Raw genomic sequence first — 17,924 nt, forward strand, 5'->3', positions numbered from 1 at the left:
TACCAAACACAAGCACAACAAATGGAATATCAGGATATTATACGCGATTGGAAACAAAAAAAATTCCGGTCCCTCTACTGGCTGGAAGGTGAAGAAGACTTTTTTATAGACCAGGTAACCAACTACGCCGAACACCACCTCCTCGACGAAGCCGAAAAAGGTTTTAACCTCACCATATTATATGGTAAAGATACCGACTGGACCGCCGTAGTCAACACCTGCCGCCGCTACCCCATGTTCGCCGAAAGGCAGGTAGTCGTACTCAAGGAAGCACAAGCCATGCGCGACCTGCTGAAACTGGAAGCCTATATCGAAAACCCTCTCGCCTCTACCGTATTTGTGGTGGCCCATAAACAGGGAAAAATCGACGGCCGCAGCAAACTCGCCAAACTGATCAAAGAAAAAGGCGTCCTGCTGTCTACTAAAAAAATGTACGACAACCAGCTGCCCGCCTGGGTTGAATCCTACGTGAGCAGCCGTGAACTGGCCATCTCCCAGAAAGCTGCCATCCTCCTCGTAGACCATATCGGTAACGACCTCTCCCGTATTGCCAATGAAATCGATAAACTGCTGGTCAATCTTCCCGCAGGAAAAAAAATCGATGAAGGCGATATCGAAAAATATGTAGGCATCAGCAAGGAATACAACGTATTTGAACTGCAAAATGCCATCGGACAGAAGAATACCGCTAAAGTATTCCGCATCATCTCCTACTTCGCGGCCAATCCCAAAGCAGCTCCCATCCAGATGACCCTGCCGGCTCTGTACAACTTCTTCGCCAAGGTGAACCTCATCTTCGGTGTAAAAGGCGGGGAAAAGGAAGTGGCTGCCGCATTGGGTGTACATCCGTTCTTCGTGAAAGATTATATGAACGCTGCCCGCCAATATGGCCCGGAAGGCACTGAAAAAGCCATCCTGCTGTTACATCAGTATAACCTGCGAAGCATCGGTATCAACGATAGCGGCGTGGAAGACGGGGAACTGATGAAGGAGCTGATGTATAAAATGATGAACTAATAACTACCGTGAAACGAATATTCTTAAACCCTATAGTCCGTGGTACCTGCGGCATTCTGTTGCTGATGTTCGGATTTGTGATGATATGCCTCAGTGCCGGAATTGTATATGCACTATATTATCTAAGCAAAGGGCCTATATGGGACGAGCCTGGTTATAAGTCGGCCTGGATCATTGGTTTTTTCATCATGGGATTTGTGGCCGTACTCACATGGCTGAGCCTCTACAAAGGATATAAGCTTTGCAGGCCGCCGGAAGAAAAAGAAAAAGTAATTGAATTGCTGGGAGAAAAGTTCTAGGCTTTTTCTCCCAATATTTCCCTGGACTGGGCAGAATCCTTGTCCATCTGCACAATCAGGTCTTTGATATCATCAAATTTCTGGTTGGCGCGGATATATTCTATGAAATAAACGGTCAGCTCCTGATTGTAGAGATCTGCATTAAAATCAAACAAGTGTACTTCCAGGCGTAGGTCTGTACCATTAAAGGTAGGCCGGAAGCCAATGCTCATCACGGCGGGTAACAGGCCCTCCTGATCGGGTATCTGTACCCGTACAGCATAGATGCCTTCTGCAGGAATAAGTTTTCTTTCGTCTTTCAGGTGGAGATTGGCAGTAGGATACCCCAGCTGTCTTCCCATTTTGTCGCCGTGCACAACGGTACCACTCAGGAAATAGGTGTAGCCCAGCAGCTCATTGGCTAGCAGTACTTCGCCTTCCTGCAGGCTCTTACGGATTTTGGTAGAGCTTACGGTAAGGTCGTTGACAACCTGTTGCGGGATTTCCAGCAGCCGGAAACCATACCGTTGTTGTTCCATTTCCAGCAGCTCCAGTCCGCCTTCGCGGTTGTGGCCGAAACGGTGATCGTAACCGATAATGATGGTATGAGGCTTGAAACGCGCTATCAGAAAGTCTTCCAGGTATTCCCGGGCTGATAGTTCAGAAAAGGCTTTGGTAAAAGGCACTACTACCAGATGGTCTACGCCGGCCTCTTCCAGTAGTGCGATTTTTTCCGGCAATGTGGTGAGCAGCCGGATATTATTGGGTTTGGGCATTAATACCTCTCTCGGATGCGGATCAAAAGTGATAATAACCGTTTCTCCGTTACACTCCGCAGCAGCCTGCTCCAGTTGTTGTATAATGAAGCGGTGTCCTTCATGTACGCCGTCAAAAGTGCCTATCGTGATAACAGCATTACGGATCTCCGGTAATTGCTTTAAGTCCCTGTGAACCTGCATATAATTCAATAACGTCAAAAATGCCATGCAAATCTAACACATTCGGCGGGCATTATGCAGGGAATCTGTTACTTTTGCAGCCAGAAGAAGCATATTTTATCTGATTATTTCTTTATTTAAATACTTATTTGTTTCCGGTGGATAATAATATTTACGCCAAGCGTGGTGTTTCAGCTGGTAAGGAAGATGTGCACAATGCCATTAAAAACATTGACAAAGGCCTGTTTCCAAAGGCATTCTGTAAAATAGTGCCGGATATCCTGGGCGGCGACGAAGCCTGGTGCAACATTATGCATGCCGATGGCGCGGGTACCAAGTCCTCCCTGGCATATATGTACTGGAAAGAAACCGATGATCTCAGCGTCTGGAAAGGAATTGCTCAGGATGCCATCATCATGAACATGGATGATCTCCTCTGCATAGGTGCCACCGATAACATCCTGTTGTCTTCTACTATCGGCCGTAATAAACAGCTCCTGCCTGGTGAAGTAATTGCTGCTATTATCAACGGTACCGAAGAGATCCTGGCTGAGCTGCGTAAACATGGTATCAGCATCTATTCCACCGGTGGTGAAACAGCAGATGTGGGTGACCTGGTTCGCACCATCATCGTAGATTCTACCGTGACTGCCCGCATGAAACGCAGCGATGTGATCTCCAACGATCGCATCCAGGCTGGTGATGTGGTAGTAGGCCTGGCTTCCTACGGACAAGCCTCCTACGAAACAGAATACAACGGCGGTATGGGCAGCAACGGTCTTACCAGCGCCCGCCACGACGTATTCAATAAGGCTATGGCCGAAAAATATCCGGAAAGTTTTGATCCCGGTATTCCTTATGAACTGGTGTTCAGCGGTAAAAAAGCCCTGACCGATAAAATTGATATTCCTGGCTTTGGCGCTGTAGATGCGGGTAAACTGGTACTGTCACCTACCCGTACCTATGCTCCGGTGATCAAAAAAGTGCTGGAACAGTTCCGTCCGCAGATTCATGGTATGGTGCATTGCAGCGGTGGTGCACAAACCAAGGTGTTGCATTTTATCGAGAACCTGCACGTGATCAAGGATAACCTGTTCCCTATCCCGCCGCTGTTTACCCTGATACAGGAACAGTCCGGCACATCCTGGAAGGAAATGTACCAGGTGTTCAATATGGGCCATCGTATGGAACTGTATGTTCCGGAAGCGATCGCGGCAGATATCATCAGCATCTCCAAAAGCTTTAATATCGATGCACAGATCATCGGAAGGGTAGAAGCAGCCGAACAAAAACAGGTAACTGTAAAAGCACCGGCAGGTACTTTTATCTATCAATAAAAATATTGTTCAAAAAGGAGCGGGCTGACTGTATTGCACAGTCAGCCCGCTCTTTTTTATGATGATGATGATAGCTTATAGCTGCTGTATGGTAAATCTGATTGGCAGATTAAACAGTACGTTAACTTTTTTATTGCGATGTGTGCCCGGATTCCATTGTGGCATAGCCATTACTACCCGGATGGCCTCTTCTTCCAGACCATAACCTTTTTTAGCCCCAACAGTTTTTGCCTCCTTCAAATGACCTTCAGTATCTATTACAAACTGAACGAAAATAGTGCCGCTAACGTTATTTGCCTGAGCTTCTTTTGGATACCGGATCGTTTTCGAAAGATAACGGGCCATGGCTTCTTCACCGCCAACAAAGGTAGGTGGGTGCTCTACAAAAGTGTATACTTCTGGTTGTACGATGCTGACTGGCTGGTCGCCGGTAATGGAAAACTTGATTGGGAGGGTTTGCATTACAGCTAGTTTTTTGCCCTTGTATTCAGCCGGAGTCCATCGGGGCATAGCTTTCACAACCCTAAGGGCTTCTTCTTCCAACCCATCGCCCAATAGTTTGTTCCCTCTTATTTTTGCGTCCTTCACCTGCCCCTGTTCATTTACCAGAAACACAATGGTCACCTGGCCTTGTGTGCCTTTTTGGGCAGCTACCTTAGGATAGCGGATGTTTTTGCTCAGGTAGACTGCCAGGGAATCTTCGCCACCCGGGAAAGTAGGGCCGGCAGTCAGTACCTGTACATCTCGTTTTTTCACAGGTATGCTGGTATCGGCTGTGGGAATATTGTTTGCCATCAATTCTGGGAGCGTGCCGGGTGGTACAAGCGCCCGAATGGCGGATGGGCGCTTGTCGGCCACAAAGGCAAGTGAGCAGAAGATAAAGGCTGCCAGCGGCAACACCAGTATCCTGCGCAAATAACTGAAACGGGGTTGCCGGAATTGGGTAAGCATCAGGATCCTGCGTTTGATGGGCGGATGAAAGAAGTTGTTGGTAATAGAGAACTGATTGCTTTCAAAGGTCATGCGGAGAATGTTTTCGGCATAACCAGCCACTTCTTCGCCAGCCGCTTTCTGATCGGCGATGAACTCATGTACCAGTGTCAGTTCTCTTTTGATAAGATGGAAAAAGGGATTAAACCAGCAGATGGCGGTGAGCACTTCCATCAGCATTTTGTCGGTACTGTGTTTTTCCCGGACATGTACCAGTTCGTGCTGCAGCATCTGTTTGCCGGAGGGACTGTCGAGGCTGGAGTTCGGGTCCCAGAAGATATACCGGAAAAAGGAGAAAGGAGCTGTCACTTTGTGGTGGCGGGCAAAGTGATAGGGAGGTATGGGCTGGATTTCGCTGCTGCGTACCAGTTGCCGGATGCGGTGAATGCTGACCATCAGCCTGCACAACAGGAAAAATGCGATCAGCGCGTAGATAACGATAACGCCTGTACGAAGATAAAAAGAAGGGTCGGCTGCAGGAGTGGCCACTGTTTCCCGCAGGGTGATCATTTTGCTGGTGTAGGTCACCATGGCGGTTGGAACGGTTTGTCCGCCTGCGGGAAGGGGTATTTTTACCAGGGGGGTGATCAGCGACACGATGGTGATCAGCAGCAGATAATAGCGGTTCCAGTGATGGAAGCGGTTGTTGCGCAGGGCCAGGTGGTAATAGGTATACAATAGGGCGCTGCACAGTATTACTTTCGCGGAATAGATCAGTAATAGCATAAACTATTTCTTTTGAGTGTCCTTGATTTTTTGCACCAGTTGTTCAAGGTCGGTCAGGCTGAGATCTTTTTCTTTTACAAAAAACGAAACCATATTGCTGAAGGAGCCACCGAAGTAGCTTTTGGCAAGGTTGTTCAGGGTTTTGTGGCTGTAGGCTTCTTTAGTGACCAACGGAAAATACTGGTGTGATTTGCCATATGCCTTGAAGTCGATAAATCCTTTCTCTATAAGTATTTTGACAAGGGTAGAAACGGTGTTGTAGTGAGGTTTGGGTTCTGGCAGGGCTTCAATAATGTCTTTTACAAAGGCGGGCCCGGTTTGCCAGAGTGCCTGCATGATCTGCTCTTCCGCTTTGGTGAGTTGTTTCATGTTGTTATTGTTTTCCAGTAACAAGTTATAACTAATTTTTTAGTTGAACAACTATTTTTTTAGTTTTATGGCGATGATGACCGGGTTTGAGAGGTGTGAAGATTTTGTTGCGGGAAGACGCAACGAATTATTTTTTAATTGGTTATTTTTGCCGCCGTAACGTAGTTTGCAATAAACAGAAACAAAGTACATGACGTCTGAACAACCGATCATCCAATTAACGAATGCCAGCATATATCAGGGAAACTCATTGATTTTATCGGATGTGAACATCACGGTAAACAAGGGGGAGTTTGTGTATCTTATTGGTAAAACGGGCACGGGTAAGTCCAGCCTGTTAAAAACCCTGTATGGCGATTTGCCGTTGAAGGATGGCACCGGCCAGGTAGTGGGTTTTGACCTGAAAAAGATGGACTGGAAGAAGGTGCCTTATCTGCGTCGTAATCTGGGCGTGGTATTCCAGGATTTTCAACTGCTGACAGACCGTAATGTGCACGACAACCTGAAGTTTGCGCTGCGGGCTACGGGCTGGCAGGACAACAAGCAGATGGAAGACAAGATTGCGGATGTACTGGACAAGGTAGGGCTGAGCACCAAAGGGTTTAAAATGCCCTATGAACTGTCTGGCGGAGAGCAACAGCGTATTGATATTGCGCGTGCTATGCTCAATTCACCCCGGCTGATCCTGGCAGATGAGCCTACCGGTAACCTGGATCCTGAAACTTCTGATGGCATTATGCAACTGTTGTTCCGTATCTGCCGGGAGGGTACTGCTATTGTGATGGCGACCCATGATTATATCGTATTACAGAAATTTCCGTCCCGTGTATTGCGTACTGAAAATGGGCATGTGACAGACAATGCAGCGCTTAATTTCTCTGCATAACTGATTTAGTGTAGTTTACAGATATGGATTATTCGGTATTAATTATAAATTAGGGCTTTATTGGTAATTCGTATTTTTTAAATTACCTTTGCCCCGGAAAAATAGCGACAAAAAAAATTATTATTACTTATTATTATTAAAGATGTCTTACTTAACTGTTGAAAAGAAAGCCAATATTTTTAAGGAATTTGGTGGAAGCGAGAAAAATACAGGCTCTGTAGAAGCGCAAATTGCCCTGCTGACTGAGCGTATCAACAGCATTTCCGGTCACCTGAAAGCAAATAAAAAAGATTTCTCTACCCACCGTGGTCTGATGAAAATGGTAGGTCAGAGAAAGCGTTTACTCGCTTATCTGTCTAAAACCAACCTCTCCGGCTACCGTGCCCTTATCGAGAAGTTAGGTCTCAGGAAGTAACCATGACTTAATTATAGCGCTATTCCCAACTTTTATGTTGGGAATAGTTTTTTTGTATGTATACGTTTTGTTATCCTTGTGATTGTAAATAAAATGGATAACATCATCTCATTAATCCTCACTTTATTATGAATCTGACACCTATCTCAGTGAAATTTGATATAGGAGACGGTCGTATGGTGACCATCGAAACCGGTAAATTGGCCCGTCAGGCTGATGGTGCGGTTACGGTGCGTTTAGGGAATGCAATTCTGCTGGCCACTGTGGTAGCGAATAAAGAACCCAAACCAGGCCAGTCCTTCTTCCCGCTTACTGTTGACTACCAGGAAAAATTTGCCTCCGCCGGCCGCATACCCGGTTCCTTCTTCAAACGTGAAGGCAGACTATCCGATTCTGAGGTCCTGATCTCCCGTCTGATAGACCGTGCATTACGCCCTCTGTTCCCCGATAACTATCTCTGCGAAGTACAGGTACTCGTAACCTTGATTTCCTCCGATCTCGAAGTAATGCCCGATGCACTGGCTTGTCTGGCAGCTTCTGCAGCACTCGCCGTTTCTGACGTTCCCATCCAGGAGATCATCTCTGAAGTAAGGGTAGCGCGCATCAATGGTCAATATGTAATCAACCCTAACCGTTCCGATCTGGCTAATGCCGATATGGACTTCATCATCGGTGCTACTGAAAAGAACATCATGATGGTGGAAGGGGAAAGTAAAGAATGCCAGGAAGAAGACCTGATCGCCGCAATCGAGGCTGCACACGCTGCCATCAGAATTCAGGTGAAAGCTCAGGAAGAACTGCGCGATCTGAAAGGTGTTAAAGGCAAACGTGAATACACCCTGCCACACCAGAACGAAGAACTCAAAGCAAAAGTGATTGCTTTTGCTAAAGATAAAATCTACCAGGTAGCTAAATCTGCTTCTGCCAAACATGACCGCAGCGATGCGTTCAAAAAGATCGGAGAAGAGCTGAAAGAGCACCTGGGCGAACTGCCGGAAGAAGATGCGCCACTGGTAGGCGAATACTTCCACGACCTGGAAAAAGAAGTGATCCGCAACATGATCCTGGACGAATCCATCCGCCTGGATGGCCGTTCCCTGGACCAGGTACGTCCGCTGGCAATGGAAACAGATATCCTGCCTTCTCCGCACGGATCTGCCCTGTTTACCCGTGGTGAAACACAGTCACTGACTACCGTTACCCTGGGTACTCCGGAAGATGAGCTGCTGATCGAAAGTGCTGCTGTCTCCAATTATACCAAATTCATCCTGCACTACAACTTCCCGCCTTTCTCTACTGGTGAAGTAAAAATGATGCGCGGCCCCGGCCGTCGCGAAGTAGGACACGGTAACCTGGCCATGCGTTCCCTGAAACAAATGATGCCAGGATCTGAATATCCTTACACTGTAAGGGTAGTGTCCGATATCCTCGAATCCAATGGTTCTTCCTCCATGGCTACCGTATGTGCTGGTTCACTGGCACTGATGGACGCCGGTGTTCCGCTGCCTAAGCACGTTTCCGGTGTGGCAATGGGTCTGATCTCCCGTGCCTCTGATGGTAAATGGGCAGTACTGACCGACATCCTGGGCGATGAAGACCACCTGGGTGATATGGACTTCAAAGTAACTGGTACCCGCGATGGTATCGTTGGTATCCAGATGGATATCAAAGTTGACGGTCTCAGCATGGACGTTATGCGCTCCGCACTGGCACAAGCCCAGAAAGGACGCCTGCACATCATCGAAGCGATGTATGCTGCCGTACCAACTGCCCGTCCTGAACCTAAACCACATGCACCACGTATGGAGAAGATCATCATCGACCGTGAATTTATCGGTGCGGTGATCGGACCAGGTGGTAAGATCATACAGGAAATCCAACGCGAAACCGGTACTACCATCAACATTGAAGAGGTAGGCGAAACCGGCGAAGTAAGCATCTTCTCTGCTCAGAAAGAAGGTCTGGATAAAGCCGTGAAATGGGTTAAAGGTATCGTGGCCGTTCCTGAAGTAGGAGAGGTGTACGAATCTGTGGTTAAATCCATCATGCCTTATGGCGCGTTCGTAGAGTTCATGCCTGGCAAACAAGGATTGCTGCATATCTCCGAAGTTTCCTGGAAACGTCTGGAAACGATGGAAGGTGTACTGTCTGAAGGTGAAGTGGTAAAAGTGAAACTCACTGGTACCGATCCTAAAACCGGTAAGTTCAAACTGAGCCGCAAAGTGCTGATTCCTAAACCAGAAGGTTATGTAGAAAGACCTGAAAGGGAAGAAGGTGACAGACGTGAACACCGTGGTGATCGCGATCGTGATCGTGGTGGTGACCGTGGACGTGACCGCGGTCCTCGCGATGACAGACGTGGTGGCGGCGACAGACGTGACCGTGGTCCTCGTGATGACCGTGGCGGAGACCGTGGCCCTCGTTTCCAGGACCGTCCTGAAAAACCACAGGAGCCTACCTTCGACGAAGAATAAACATTCCCTCAGTGTTTATAACTGAAATTAGATAAATGAAAAAGCAGCTATTTTCTAATAGCTGCTTTTTCACTTTATACACTTTGTATGTGCTTATCTGTGGGAGAGTTGTTGTTCTACACAAAAAGTGCTTTCGCGGAAAATCTCCTTACCATTATTCATCCGGAAAACACGGTAATTATTTCCATTGATCGGTTCAGCGATCAGTTTGTAGGCCGGTTGTGCGATTTTACTGCCTTTCTCCACTACTTTCAGATTGCCGGTGGCCAGCAGGTCAGGCAATATTTCTTCCACATAGGGCATCAGAACACCGCAGTCTTCCGCCCATAACAGGTTCATTTTATCAGTACGGAAGGTGATTTCCTTATTCAGCGTGTCTTCCAGAAAGCAGTAGGCTTTCCGGAAGTGGTTGGCCATGTCTACATTGTTCAGTTTAGAGAACTGGATATTACGGAATACCTTGTTGCTGTTTTTATTATTGCGGAGCGTGGTGTCCATGCCAATCATATAATCGAGCAGGTGCTGACGGTCGAAAATAAGAATGGCATTGTCGCCCTGGTAAATGATAGAATCCTTCAGGGGCTCGGCAGGCGGTTGTACTTTGATCACTTGTGCCATAGTGGCCAATGAGCAGGCTATGCCTGCCAGCAGGAGCACGAATGTTTTCATAGGTAATATTGGTTAATTTTTATATGTCAAATATAATGATATTGATATAATTTGTTATAAATTGGCCCCAGAGAAATATTTTGTTGTATCAGATGCGGCCTAATGGATGTTTACAGCAAATGATTATATTTGCCACATATGTCACATATTGCTATTACGCTGCAGGCGAGTGAAGAACAGACTGACCTGTTGATTGCACAGTTGTCCGAGATTGGTTTTGAGGGTTTTGAGGAGCAGCCGGCCCAGTTGGTTGCCTATATTCCGGAAGCAGATTTTGATGAAACAGCATTGCAGGCGGTAATACTACCTTACGGTATCACCTATACGAAAGAAACAATTCAGCAGACTAATTGGAATGCACTGTGGGAGAGCAATTTTGAACCTGTACAGGTAGACGCTTTTTGCGGTATCAGGGCCTCTTTTCATCCGCCGTTTACACCGGCGCCGGCCTATGAAATAGTGATTACACCCAAGATGTCGTTTGGTACAGGGCATCACGCGACTACTTCTTCCATGATCCGGCTGATGCAGGACATATCATTTGAAGGGAAACGTGTATTTGACTTTGGCACTGGCACCGGTATCCTGGCTATCCTGGCAGACATGATGGGCGCGGCTGAGGTAGATGCCATTGATTATGATGAATGGGCAGTGAACAATACCGTAGAGAATATAGCAACCAACCATACCCAACATACAAAGGTATGGCAGGCAGATAACCTGGATGCTGTGACTGGCCCTTATGATATTGTGCTCGCTAATATTAACCTGAATGTGTTGCTGCGGTTTATGAGTGATATGCGCCGGTTGCTGGTACCCGGTGGTATACTGTTACTGAGCGGTATTATGCCGTCTGATGAAGAACAGATCCTTGCATCAGCAATCCCCGCTGGCTTCTCCCTGAAAGAAAAAATAGAGAAGAACAACTGGCTGGCCCTGCAATTGGAAGCAAATCAGTAGAAATAGTTTTAAACTTTATATGAAAAGTACTGATAATCCAACTTTTGTGTTACAATCTTTTCTAATGTTTGCTTAATTTTAACACAGAAATTGTTATCTTAGCAATCCTAACTTATAGTGATGACAGAAATTTTATTGCTTCTTTGTGCTTATCTGATAGGTTCTGTGCCTACGGCGGTATGGGTAAGTAAAGGCGTTTTCGGAATGGACATCAGGGAATATGGCAGCGGCAACGCCGGTGCTACCAACACATTCCGGGTCTTAGGCCCTAAAGCAGGAACTTTTGTGATGGTGGTAGACATGTTGAAAGGTGTACTGGCTGTACGGTTAGCATATCTCGTTTCTTACTATCATGACCCCGAGCACTTAACCCAGCTGGTAAATCTTCAGATCGGACTGGGACTCACGGCCGTGGTTGGACATATCTTCCCTATCTGGGCAAACTTCAGAGGTGGTAAAGGCATCGCAACACTGTTTGGACTGGTACTGGCTATTCAGCCACTGGTAGCATTGTGCTGCGTAGGTGTATTTCTGATGATCCTGTTTCTTACCAGGTATGTATCACTGAGTTCGATTATCGCAAGTATCGCATTTCCTATTTTAATCCTCTATATCTTCAACGAGCCCGAAATATTTTATCGCATTTTTGCAATAGCCGTGGCCTTGATGGTAGTTTTAACGCACCAGAAAAACATTACCCGCCTGTTGAAAGGTAATGAAAGCAAAGTGCCGTTATTCAGGAATAGAAAAGAAAAGCATTAATTCAGCTTATCATTATAAACATCAAAGCATAAAGTAAAAAGCAGGGCCAGTATGAAATGTGCACGCTTTTTGCCTTATGCTTTTCTGCATTATAAATTAGATTCACCCATGAAAAAGATCGCACTTATCTTTACTGCCGGCATCGGACTGTTAGCCGCGTGTTCACGTGTGCCCATTACAGGTCGTAGTCAGTTAAACCTTCTCCCCGAAAGCACCATGCAATCCATGGCACTCCAGGAATATCAGTCTTTTCTTTCTTCTAACAAAGTCGTGTCACAAACCTCCAATAAAGATGCGGATATGGTGAAAAGGGTAGGGCAGCGTATCGCTGGTGCCGTTACTACCTACATGAACCAGCATAATATGGGTAATCAGATCGCCGATTACAAATGGGAGTTTAACCTGGTAGATAGTAAAGATGTGAACGCCTGGTGTATGCCGGGTGGAAAAGTAGTAGTATACACTGGTTTATTACCGGTAACACAAAACGAAACCGCACTGGCCTGTGTAATGGGACACGAGATTGCCCACGCTATCGCCCGTCATGGTAACGAACGTATGAGCCAGGGCCTGATTGCACAAGGTATCCAGGTAGCAGGTACAGTAGCGCTGGGTAAAAACCCTACCGCTGTCAATGTCTTTAACCAGGCCTTCGGTATAGGTGGCAACCTGGGCGTCCTGGCCTTCTCCCGCCAGAACGAGCTGGAAGCAGACCACCTCGGCGTTATCTTCATGGCTATGGCCGGATACAATCCACAGGAATCCATTCCTTTCTGGCAACGTATGGCTAATATGAGCAATGGTCAGAAACCACCTGAGTTCATGAGTACACACCCCAGCGATGCCAGACGTGTACAACAGCTGCAGCAACTGATGCCAGAGGCTATGCAATATTACAAACCGAGATAATCAGCATTCGTTGAATAAAAAAGGCCCAGGGCTTTAGCCCTGGGCCTTTTTAGATAAATACGTTGTTTGAAGCCCTTTTATCTTCTTATCTGATCTAGAGCTCTATTTCAATTACTTTTTTGTTCTTCTGTATTTTGGTTTTCTCTGGCACATGCGCCAGGATTTCTTTCTTAAAAGCCTCTATCAACGCCTGTTTGATAAAGTGACGATGGGTCACCAGGCTGATCTCCCGCACCGGTTCAGGTGCTTTGAAATACCTTACCATATTGAGCTGGCGCGTGGATAGGTCTTGCAGCGACAACTCCGGTAAAATCGTGTATCCTTCATTCAGGTCTACCATCCGCTTCAGCGTTTCCACACTACCGGTATTATATTCCAGATTTTTATGCTCACCCATGGTGAATTTATCCTTGCAGATATTAAGCACCTGATTACGCATACAATGTCCTTCGTTCAGCAACCATACATCTTTCAGCTCCAGCTCATCGGTACGGACTACTTTTTTATCGTAGAGCGGATTGCTTTTGGCTGCGTATACCACAAATGATTCATAAAACAGGGGATGTTCCTCCAGATGAGGATTGTGCAGGGGAGTGGCCAGCAGGCCGCAGTCCAGCAGTTCCTGTTTCAGTTGCTGAATAATCTGTTCGGTAGGATATTCCCAGATTTCAAGTTTTACTTTCGGGTATTTTTTCATGAAACCCGTGAGGATGCGTGGCAGCAGATAGGGCGCCAGGGTAGGGATGATACCTACTTTCAGGTTGCCCTGTACTTCTTTTTTCTGATCGGCAATGATTTCCCGGATACGGGCATTTTCCTTTATGATGATCCTTGCCTGTGCAATGACGGCAACTCCTATTTCGGTAGGTACTACGGGCAGTTTGCTGCGGTCAAACAATTTAACACCCAACTCATCTTCCAGCTTCTGAATCTGCATACTCAGGGTAGGCTGGGTTACAAAGCATTTTTCCGCTGCAATTACAAAACTCCGGTAAGTTTCTACCGCAACAATATACTCCAATTGAACCGTTGTCATGCTGCAAAGGTATTGATAAAATCTATAGGAAAAGTATCTGTGATTATAGATTCAGGGGCAGTAATAAGCGATTTAACATTGCTTACAACTGCCCCTGAAAACTTGTATTACGATGGTATCTTTTTAGAAGATTCTGTAACGGTATTTGATTTTTTCGGTGTTGGCATACAGCTCCCGGATATTGATGGAGGCCTGTATTTCCTGAACGGCATCTGTTTTCAGACTGCGGAACTCGGCCTGTTTGTTATCGATAATGCTTTTATCGGCCAGTCCGTTGTCCTGGGCTATCTTCAGGGAGTTGTTCACCTTATTGTAGTACGAATCCAGCAGGGTGAAGTATTCGTTGTAGAGGTTTTCGTACCGTTTGGTTTGCAGCACCAGGTCTTCCAGTTGGTTGTTAACCTCTTTCAGGTTGGGATTTTCCCGGAGCAGTGATTCGTAGTCGATACGTTTGTTTTTTGTGTACTTGGCTTCCAGCTGAGCGAAATAGTCTACTACTTTTTCTTTTTTGAAGTCGTAGAAATATTCGTTCATGGTTTGGCTCAGTGGTTTGTTTCCTTTCTGCGGAGCCGGGAACTTCAGGGAAGTAGCGGTAAAGGAAAGGTGGTCGTACAGATTGTCCTGTAGCAAGCTGAGCTGGTCTTTGTTGAAGTTGAGGCCATACTCAAATTTCTGGTTGGCATCATTCAATGCGGTATAATATACCACATATTTATTCAGCTCTTTTTCAAACTCCTGCAGGGATTTCTGATTGATCTGTTTATTGTTGACACTTACGCTGTGCAGGAAGTTCATCACTGAATTAGCGATGGCCAGTGGTGGCGTAAGTGAAGTAAAACTCTGGAAGATTGGGCTGTTGATAATGGATTTGGTGGACTCTACTATCTTGGAATTTTTTTCACCCTTATCTGATTTGTTTTTCAGGATGATTTTTTCCACCAGCTCCACGATGCGGTCACTCAGGGAAAACCCTAAAGCCTTGCTTTCAGGGTTGTTGAGCGAGGTAATAAATACATCGAGGTTGTTGGTGGTGGTACGCGATTTCAGGTCGATGATCTTCTTGTTGAGTAGATAATACGTTTCGCTGGCATTGATGATATTGTATTTAATGAGATCATATTTACTCATGTTATCGATCTCTTTACCCTGCAGCAAAGCCTGAATGGCGTTGGAATTTGTTTTGTCGTTGTCGGTGATGCGCTGCATCTCCTCCACGAGTTTCCGGATAGTAGTGTCTTGTGTTTTGATGACAGGAGACGAAATGGCTTTCAGTTCCGGGTCCTGGGCTTGTGCGGCCTGAAAGGTTAACAAAAAGATAAAGGGTGCAGGCAGCACTTTCATCCATTTTGAAATCCGGGATTTTTTCCCGGGCTGTACTAACGGTAATGAGTTGTTGCAAAGGGCATCCAAACCTTTGTAGTGCTGCATTTCCGTTGGTAAGTGTTTTAACATGTTCTTTTTGCTTTTTGTTAACAAAAATTTTAGAAAATATGATGCCAAAATCATCAAGCTACAAAGATAAATAATTAATAATAGTTAAAATTAAATCATGATAGATGGTACGAAGAGCATTTGCGCAATATATTTTGAATTATCAGCAGGTGACTTACCTTTGCACCCAAATTTGATCCACTTTCATGCTGAATAACAAAAAGATAGTGGTTGTACTACCAGCTTACAACGCAGCACTAACACTGGAAAAGACGTTCCGGGAAATCCCTTTTGACATCGTAGATGATGTGGTACTGGTGGACGATGCCAGTAAAGATGAAACCCTTGAGGTGGGGAGAAAATTGGGCATCAAACATCTGATCCGCCACGATCAGAACAAAGGTTATGGCGGTAACCAGAAGTCCTGCTACAACAAAGCGCTGGAGCTGGGAGCTGATGTGGTGGTGATGCTTCACCCCGACTATCAGTATACGCCCAAGCTGATTACGGCCATGTGCAGCATTATTGCGAATGAACTGTATCCGGTGGTTTTCGGCTCCCGTATCCTTGGAAAAGGTGCGCTGAAAGGTGGTATGCCGTTGTACAAATATGTTTTCAACCGTTGTCTCACACTTACACAGAATATACTGATCGGGCAGAAACTGAGCGAGTACCATACCGGTTACCGTACATTTTCTGCTGAGGTATTGCGGAATATCAACTACATGGCTAATAGCGATGACTTTGTATTTGATAATGAAATGATTTCGCAGATATTCATGAAAGGGTTCGATATTGCGGAAATAACCTGTCCGACCAAATATTTTGAGGAAGCGTCCAGTATTAACTTCAAACGGAGTGCTATCTACGGCCTCGGTGTACTTAGAGTATCCCTGCAGCATCGTCTGCATATGTGGGGTATGTTTAAAGGAAAAATCTATTAAAAAATCGTATAGTCAGTGAGTTTAGCGCAGCAGTATAAATTAGCCACCAAATATCTGCGGTATTATTTTACCGCCGGAAACCGTCATGATGTTCACTCTCCTTTTGTATTTTCTTTGGTAGAGGACGTATTACGGGATAAGACCCCGCATGCCGCATTCGGCGAAATTGAGCAGCTGCGCAAACAATTGCTGGCCAGCCAGGAAACCCTGCAGGTGACCGACCTGGGGGCTGGCTCCCTGATATCAGCCGGTAATGAACGAAAAGTCAGCGACATCACACGATATGCTGCCAAACAGCCCAAATTCGGGCGTTTGTTCTACCGGCTGGTACAATACCTCCAACCGAAGGTATTGCTTGAATTAGGCACTTCTATGGGCCTTTCCACGGCTTATATGGCCAAGGCAGCACCGGATGCCAAAGTGTATACCATTGAAGGCTGTCCGAATATCGCGGCCAGAGCCCGTAAAAACTTCGAAACCCTTCATCTGGATAATATTGTTCAGGTGACAGGTAACTTTGATACAGTATTGCCTGATGTGCTCCGCGAGATAAAACAGCCAGACTGGGTGTACATAGATGGTAATCACCGCAAAGAGCCTACCCTGGCCTATTTTGAGCAGTGCTTGCAGCATGTGCACGAATACTCCCTCCTGATCTTCGATGATATCCACTGGACACCGGATATGGAAGCCGCCTGGCACACCATACAGCAGCATCCGCAGGTGACCATGACCATCGACCTGTTCTTCATCGGCCTGGTATTTTTCCGGAAGGATTTTAAAATCAAACAGCATTTCACCTTGAAATACTAGTCTTCACGTAGTATATTGGTACAAATTCCCAATATGAACTACCTCAGACTACTATTTTATTGCTGCCTGCTGGCAGTAGGGTTACCTATGTCTGCCCAACAAGCCCAGGCCCAGGATCTCAGCGCTTACAGTTCCCAAACTTATTATTACAAAGGTGATACCCTGCGTTATCGTTTGTTGCTGCCGGCCAACTACGACCGCCACAAAAAATATCCGCTGATTGTGTTTCTGCATGGTATAGGAGAAAGAGGATATGATAACAATGCCCAGCTTTTGCATGGTGGGACCATGTTCCTGCGCGACAGCCTGCGTAACAAATACCCCGCCTTTGTACTGGTACCTCAATGCCCGTCGACTGCCACCTGGGCACCCATGATCCTGAAAACGGACAGCAATCACAGAATCGTCAGCGGCACCTACCCGGTAGATGGAGAGATGCCGACACCCACTGCATTGTTGAATAGAGTGCTGGACAGCCTGCTGGCCTCCGGCAAAATAGACACCAAAAGAGTATATATCGGTGGCCTTTCTATGGGTGGTATGGGCACTTATTACCTGATCACCAGAAGGCCGGAACTGTTTGCTGCCGCTTTTCCCATCTGTGGTGCCGGCAACGTAGATGCCGCCAACCGCTTCGCCGGTAAAGTCCCCATCTGGATCTTCCATGGCGCCGCCGACGCAATAGTACCTGCAGAAGCCTCTCGTGCCTATGAAACAAAACTGAAAGCCCTCGGTGCTGATGTTAAATACACCGAATATCCTGGTGTAGGCCATAACAGCTGGGATAATGTTTTTGTGGAACCGGAGCTGTTTCAGTGGCTGTTCACACACAAACGGAACCGCTGATTTGTTTGATGCTTCTGATGCTGCTGATAAGCGATGACAGAAGCGAGTGATTAAATGCTTTGGAACAATAAACAGATTAAAGGAGAAGCCCCTGGCAACTTAATTGTTTGCCAGGGGCTTCTCC

The 17,924-nt window shown here is 46.3% G+C and carries 18 protein-coding genes; 12 read left to right on the forward strand and 6 right to left on the reverse strand.

Annotated elements, in window-relative coordinates:
• Positions 1 to 21 precede the first annotated feature (21 nt).
• Together holA and DF182_RS19435 are read left to right on the forward strand one after the other, a co-directional pair.
• Complete coding sequence (gene holA, locus DF182_RS19430) at positions 22 to 1,017, forward strand: DNA polymerase III subunit delta (protein ID WP_113617486.1); 996 nt, start codon at positions 22 to 24, stop codon at positions 1,015 to 1,017.
• An 8-nt stretch (positions 1,018 to 1,025) separates the two neighbouring features.
• Positions 1,026 to 1,316, forward strand: coding sequence for a hypothetical protein (locus DF182_RS19435; RefSeq protein WP_147243483.1), 291 nt, complete (start codon positions 1,026 to 1,028; stop codon positions 1,314 to 1,316).
• Here DF182_RS19435 and DF182_RS19440 read toward each other — a convergent pair.
• The gene (locus DF182_RS19440) at positions 1,313 to 2,254 is read right to left on the reverse strand and encodes a bifunctional riboflavin kinase/FAD synthetase (protein ID WP_113619644.1); all 942 of its coding nucleotides are present in this window, start codon (positions 2,252 to 2,254) and stop codon (positions 1,313 to 1,315) included. The genes DF182_RS19435 and DF182_RS19440 overlap by 4 nt on opposite strands.
• 137 nt (positions 2,255 to 2,391) lie before the next feature.
• Here DF182_RS19440 and DF182_RS19445 point away from each other — a divergent pair, with 137 nt between their 5' ends.
• The gene (locus tag DF182_RS19445) at positions 2,392 to 3,570 is read left to right on the forward strand and encodes an AIR synthase related protein (protein WP_113619645.1); all 1,179 of its coding nucleotides are present in this window, start codon (positions 2,392 to 2,394) and stop codon (positions 3,568 to 3,570) included.
• 75 nt (positions 3,571 to 3,645) lie between these two features.
• Here the strand turns inward: DF182_RS19445 and DF182_RS19450 are convergent, their stop codons facing one another.
• Together DF182_RS19450 and DF182_RS19455 are read right to left on the reverse strand one after the other, a co-directional pair.
• Positions 3,646 to 5,286: a M56 family metallopeptidase gene (locus DF182_RS19450; protein ID WP_113617488.1), complete on the reverse strand. Its 1,641-nt coding sequence runs from the start codon at positions 5,284 to 5,286 to the stop codon at positions 3,646 to 3,648.
• A 3-nt stretch (positions 5,287 to 5,289) separates the two neighbouring features.
• Entirely contained in the window at positions 5,290 to 5,655 is a 366-nt protein-coding gene (locus tag DF182_RS19455; RefSeq protein ID WP_113619646.1) for a BlaI/MecI/CopY family transcriptional regulator, read from the reverse strand.
• Between the two features lie 190 nt (positions 5,656 to 5,845).
• On the opposite strand from DF182_RS19455, the gene DF182_RS19460 reads away from it, so the two are divergent.
• From DF182_RS19460 to DF182_RS19470, 3 genes are all read left to right on the forward strand, one after another.
• The gene (locus DF182_RS19460) at positions 5,846 to 6,541 is read left to right on the forward strand and encodes a cell division ATP-binding protein FtsE (protein WP_113617489.1); all 696 of its coding nucleotides are present in this window, start codon (positions 5,846 to 5,848) and stop codon (positions 6,539 to 6,541) included.
• A 142-nt stretch (positions 6,542 to 6,683) separates the two neighbouring features.
• On the forward strand, positions 6,684 to 6,956 hold the full coding sequence (rpsO, locus tag DF182_RS19465) for a 30S ribosomal protein S15 (RefSeq protein WP_113617490.1): 273 nt from the start codon (positions 6,684 to 6,686) through the stop codon (positions 6,954 to 6,956).
• A 128-nt stretch (positions 6,957 to 7,084) separates the two neighbouring features.
• The gene (locus DF182_RS19470; RefSeq protein WP_113617491.1) at positions 7,085 to 9,430 is read left to right on the forward strand and encodes a polyribonucleotide nucleotidyltransferase; all 2,346 of its coding nucleotides are present in this window, start codon (positions 7,085 to 7,087) and stop codon (positions 9,428 to 9,430) included.
• Positions 9,431 to 9,523: 93 nt separating this feature from the next.
• On the opposite strand, the gene DF182_RS19475 is transcribed toward DF182_RS19470, so the two are convergent.
• The gene (locus DF182_RS19475; RefSeq protein WP_113617492.1) at positions 9,524 to 10,099 is read right to left on the reverse strand and encodes a hypothetical protein; all 576 of its coding nucleotides are present in this window, start codon (positions 10,097 to 10,099) and stop codon (positions 9,524 to 9,526) included.
• A gap of 138 nt (positions 10,100 to 10,237) precedes the next feature.
• On the opposite strand from DF182_RS19475, the gene prmA reads away from it, so the two are divergent.
• From prmA to DF182_RS19490, 3 genes are all read left to right on the forward strand, one after another.
• Complete coding sequence (gene prmA, locus DF182_RS19480; protein ID WP_113617493.1) at positions 10,238 to 11,059, forward strand: 50S ribosomal protein L11 methyltransferase; 822 nt, start codon at positions 10,238 to 10,240, stop codon at positions 11,057 to 11,059.
• Between the two features lie 120 nt (positions 11,060 to 11,179).
• Positions 11,180 to 11,821, forward strand: coding sequence for a glycerol-3-phosphate 1-O-acyltransferase PlsY (gene plsY, locus DF182_RS19485; protein WP_113617494.1), 642 nt, complete (start codon positions 11,180 to 11,182; stop codon positions 11,819 to 11,821).
• 108 nt (positions 11,822 to 11,929) lie between these two features.
• On the forward strand, positions 11,930 to 12,730 hold the full coding sequence (locus DF182_RS19490; RefSeq protein WP_113619647.1) for a M48 family metallopeptidase: 801 nt from the start codon (positions 11,930 to 11,932) through the stop codon (positions 12,728 to 12,730).
• A 94-nt stretch (positions 12,731 to 12,824) separates the two neighbouring features.
• Here DF182_RS19490 and DF182_RS19495 read toward each other — a convergent pair whose 3' ends face one another.
• Positions 12,825 to 13,766, reverse strand: a complete 942-nt coding sequence (locus DF182_RS19495) for a hydrogen peroxide-inducible genes activator (RefSeq protein ID WP_113617495.1) — start codon at positions 13,764 to 13,766, stop codon at positions 12,825 to 12,827.
• A gap of 123 nt (positions 13,767 to 13,889) precedes the next feature.
• Positions 13,890 to 15,218 (reverse strand): hypothetical protein, encoded by a 1,329-nt coding sequence (locus tag DF182_RS19500; protein WP_147243484.1) that lies wholly within the window; start codon positions 15,216 to 15,218, stop codon positions 13,890 to 13,892.
• A gap of 185 nt (positions 15,219 to 15,403) precedes the next feature.
• On the opposite strand from DF182_RS19500, the gene DF182_RS19505 reads away from it, so the two are divergent.
• From DF182_RS19505 to DF182_RS19515, 3 genes are read left to right on the forward strand one after another with little or no spacing between them, the layout of a single operon-like run.
• Positions 15,404 to 16,141: a glycosyltransferase family 2 protein gene (locus tag DF182_RS19505; protein ID WP_113617497.1), complete on the forward strand. Its 738-nt coding sequence runs from the start codon at positions 15,404 to 15,406 to the stop codon at positions 16,139 to 16,141.
• A 15-nt stretch (positions 16,142 to 16,156) separates the two neighbouring features.
• Positions 16,157 to 16,954 carry an O-methyltransferase gene (locus tag DF182_RS19510; protein ID WP_113617498.1) on the forward strand — a complete coding sequence of 266 codons (798 nt, stop codon included), beginning with the start codon at positions 16,157 to 16,159 and terminating at the stop codon, positions 16,952 to 16,954.
• Between the two features lie 33 nt (positions 16,955 to 16,987).
• Positions 16,988 to 17,800: a carboxylesterase family protein gene (locus DF182_RS19515; RefSeq protein WP_113617499.1), complete on the forward strand. Its 813-nt coding sequence runs from the start codon at positions 16,988 to 16,990 to the stop codon at positions 17,798 to 17,800.
• The last annotated feature ends 124 nt before the right edge of the window (positions 17,801 to 17,924 follow it).

This window comes from Chitinophaga flava, from assembly GCF_003308995.1.
GTDB lineage: Bacteria > Bacteroidota > Bacteroidia > Chitinophagales > Chitinophagaceae > Chitinophaga > Chitinophaga flava.

Excerpts from the sequence above, each read along its gene's own strand:
- DF182_RS19500 (WP_147243484.1), bottom strand. The coding sequence starts at position 15,218 with ATGTTAAAACACTTACCAACGGAAATGCAGCACTACAAAGGTTTGGAT.
- DF182_RS19455 (WP_113619646.1), bottom strand. The coding sequence starts at position 5,655 with ATGAAACAACTCACCAAAGCGGAAGAGCAGATCATGCAGGCACTCTGG.
- DF182_RS19515 (WP_113617499.1), top strand. The coding sequence starts at position 16,988 with ATGAACTACCTCAGACTACTATTTTATTGCTGCCTGCTGGCAGTAGGG.
- DF182_RS19450 (WP_113617488.1), bottom strand. The coding sequence starts at position 5,286 with ATGCTATTACTGATCTATTCCGCGAAAGTAATACTGTGCAGCGCCCTA.
- DF182_RS19460 (WP_113617489.1), top strand. The coding sequence starts at position 5,846 with ATGACGTCTGAACAACCGATCATCCAATTAACGAATGCCAGCATATAT.
- DF182_RS19495 (WP_113617495.1), bottom strand. The coding sequence starts at position 13,766 with ATGACAACGGTTCAATTGGAGTATATTGTTGCGGTAGAAACTTACCGG.
- DF182_RS19440 (WP_113619644.1), bottom strand. The coding sequence starts at position 2,254 with ATGCAGGTTCACAGGGACTTAAAGCAATTACCGGAGATCCGTAATGCT.
- DF182_RS19475 (WP_113617492.1), bottom strand. The coding sequence starts at position 10,099 with ATGAAAACATTCGTGCTCCTGCTGGCAGGCATAGCCTGCTCATTGGCC.
- holA (WP_113617486.1), top strand. The coding sequence starts at position 22 with ATGGAATATCAGGATATTATACGCGATTGGAAACAAAAAAAATTCCGG.
- plsY (WP_113617494.1), top strand. The coding sequence starts at position 11,180 with ATGACAGAAATTTTATTGCTTCTTTGTGCTTATCTGATAGGTTCTGTG.
- DF182_RS19490 (WP_113619647.1), top strand. The coding sequence starts at position 11,930 with ATGAAAAAGATCGCACTTATCTTTACTGCCGGCATCGGACTGTTAGCC.
- rpsO (WP_113617490.1), top strand. The coding sequence starts at position 6,684 with ATGTCTTACTTAACTGTTGAAAAGAAAGCCAATATTTTTAAGGAATTT.
- DF182_RS19470 (WP_113617491.1), top strand. The coding sequence starts at position 7,085 with ATGAATCTGACACCTATCTCAGTGAAATTTGATATAGGAGACGGTCGT.
- prmA (WP_113617493.1), top strand. The coding sequence starts at position 10,238 with ATGTCACATATTGCTATTACGCTGCAGGCGAGTGAAGAACAGACTGAC.
- DF182_RS19505 (WP_113617497.1), top strand. The coding sequence starts at position 15,404 with ATGCTGAATAACAAAAAGATAGTGGTTGTACTACCAGCTTACAACGCA.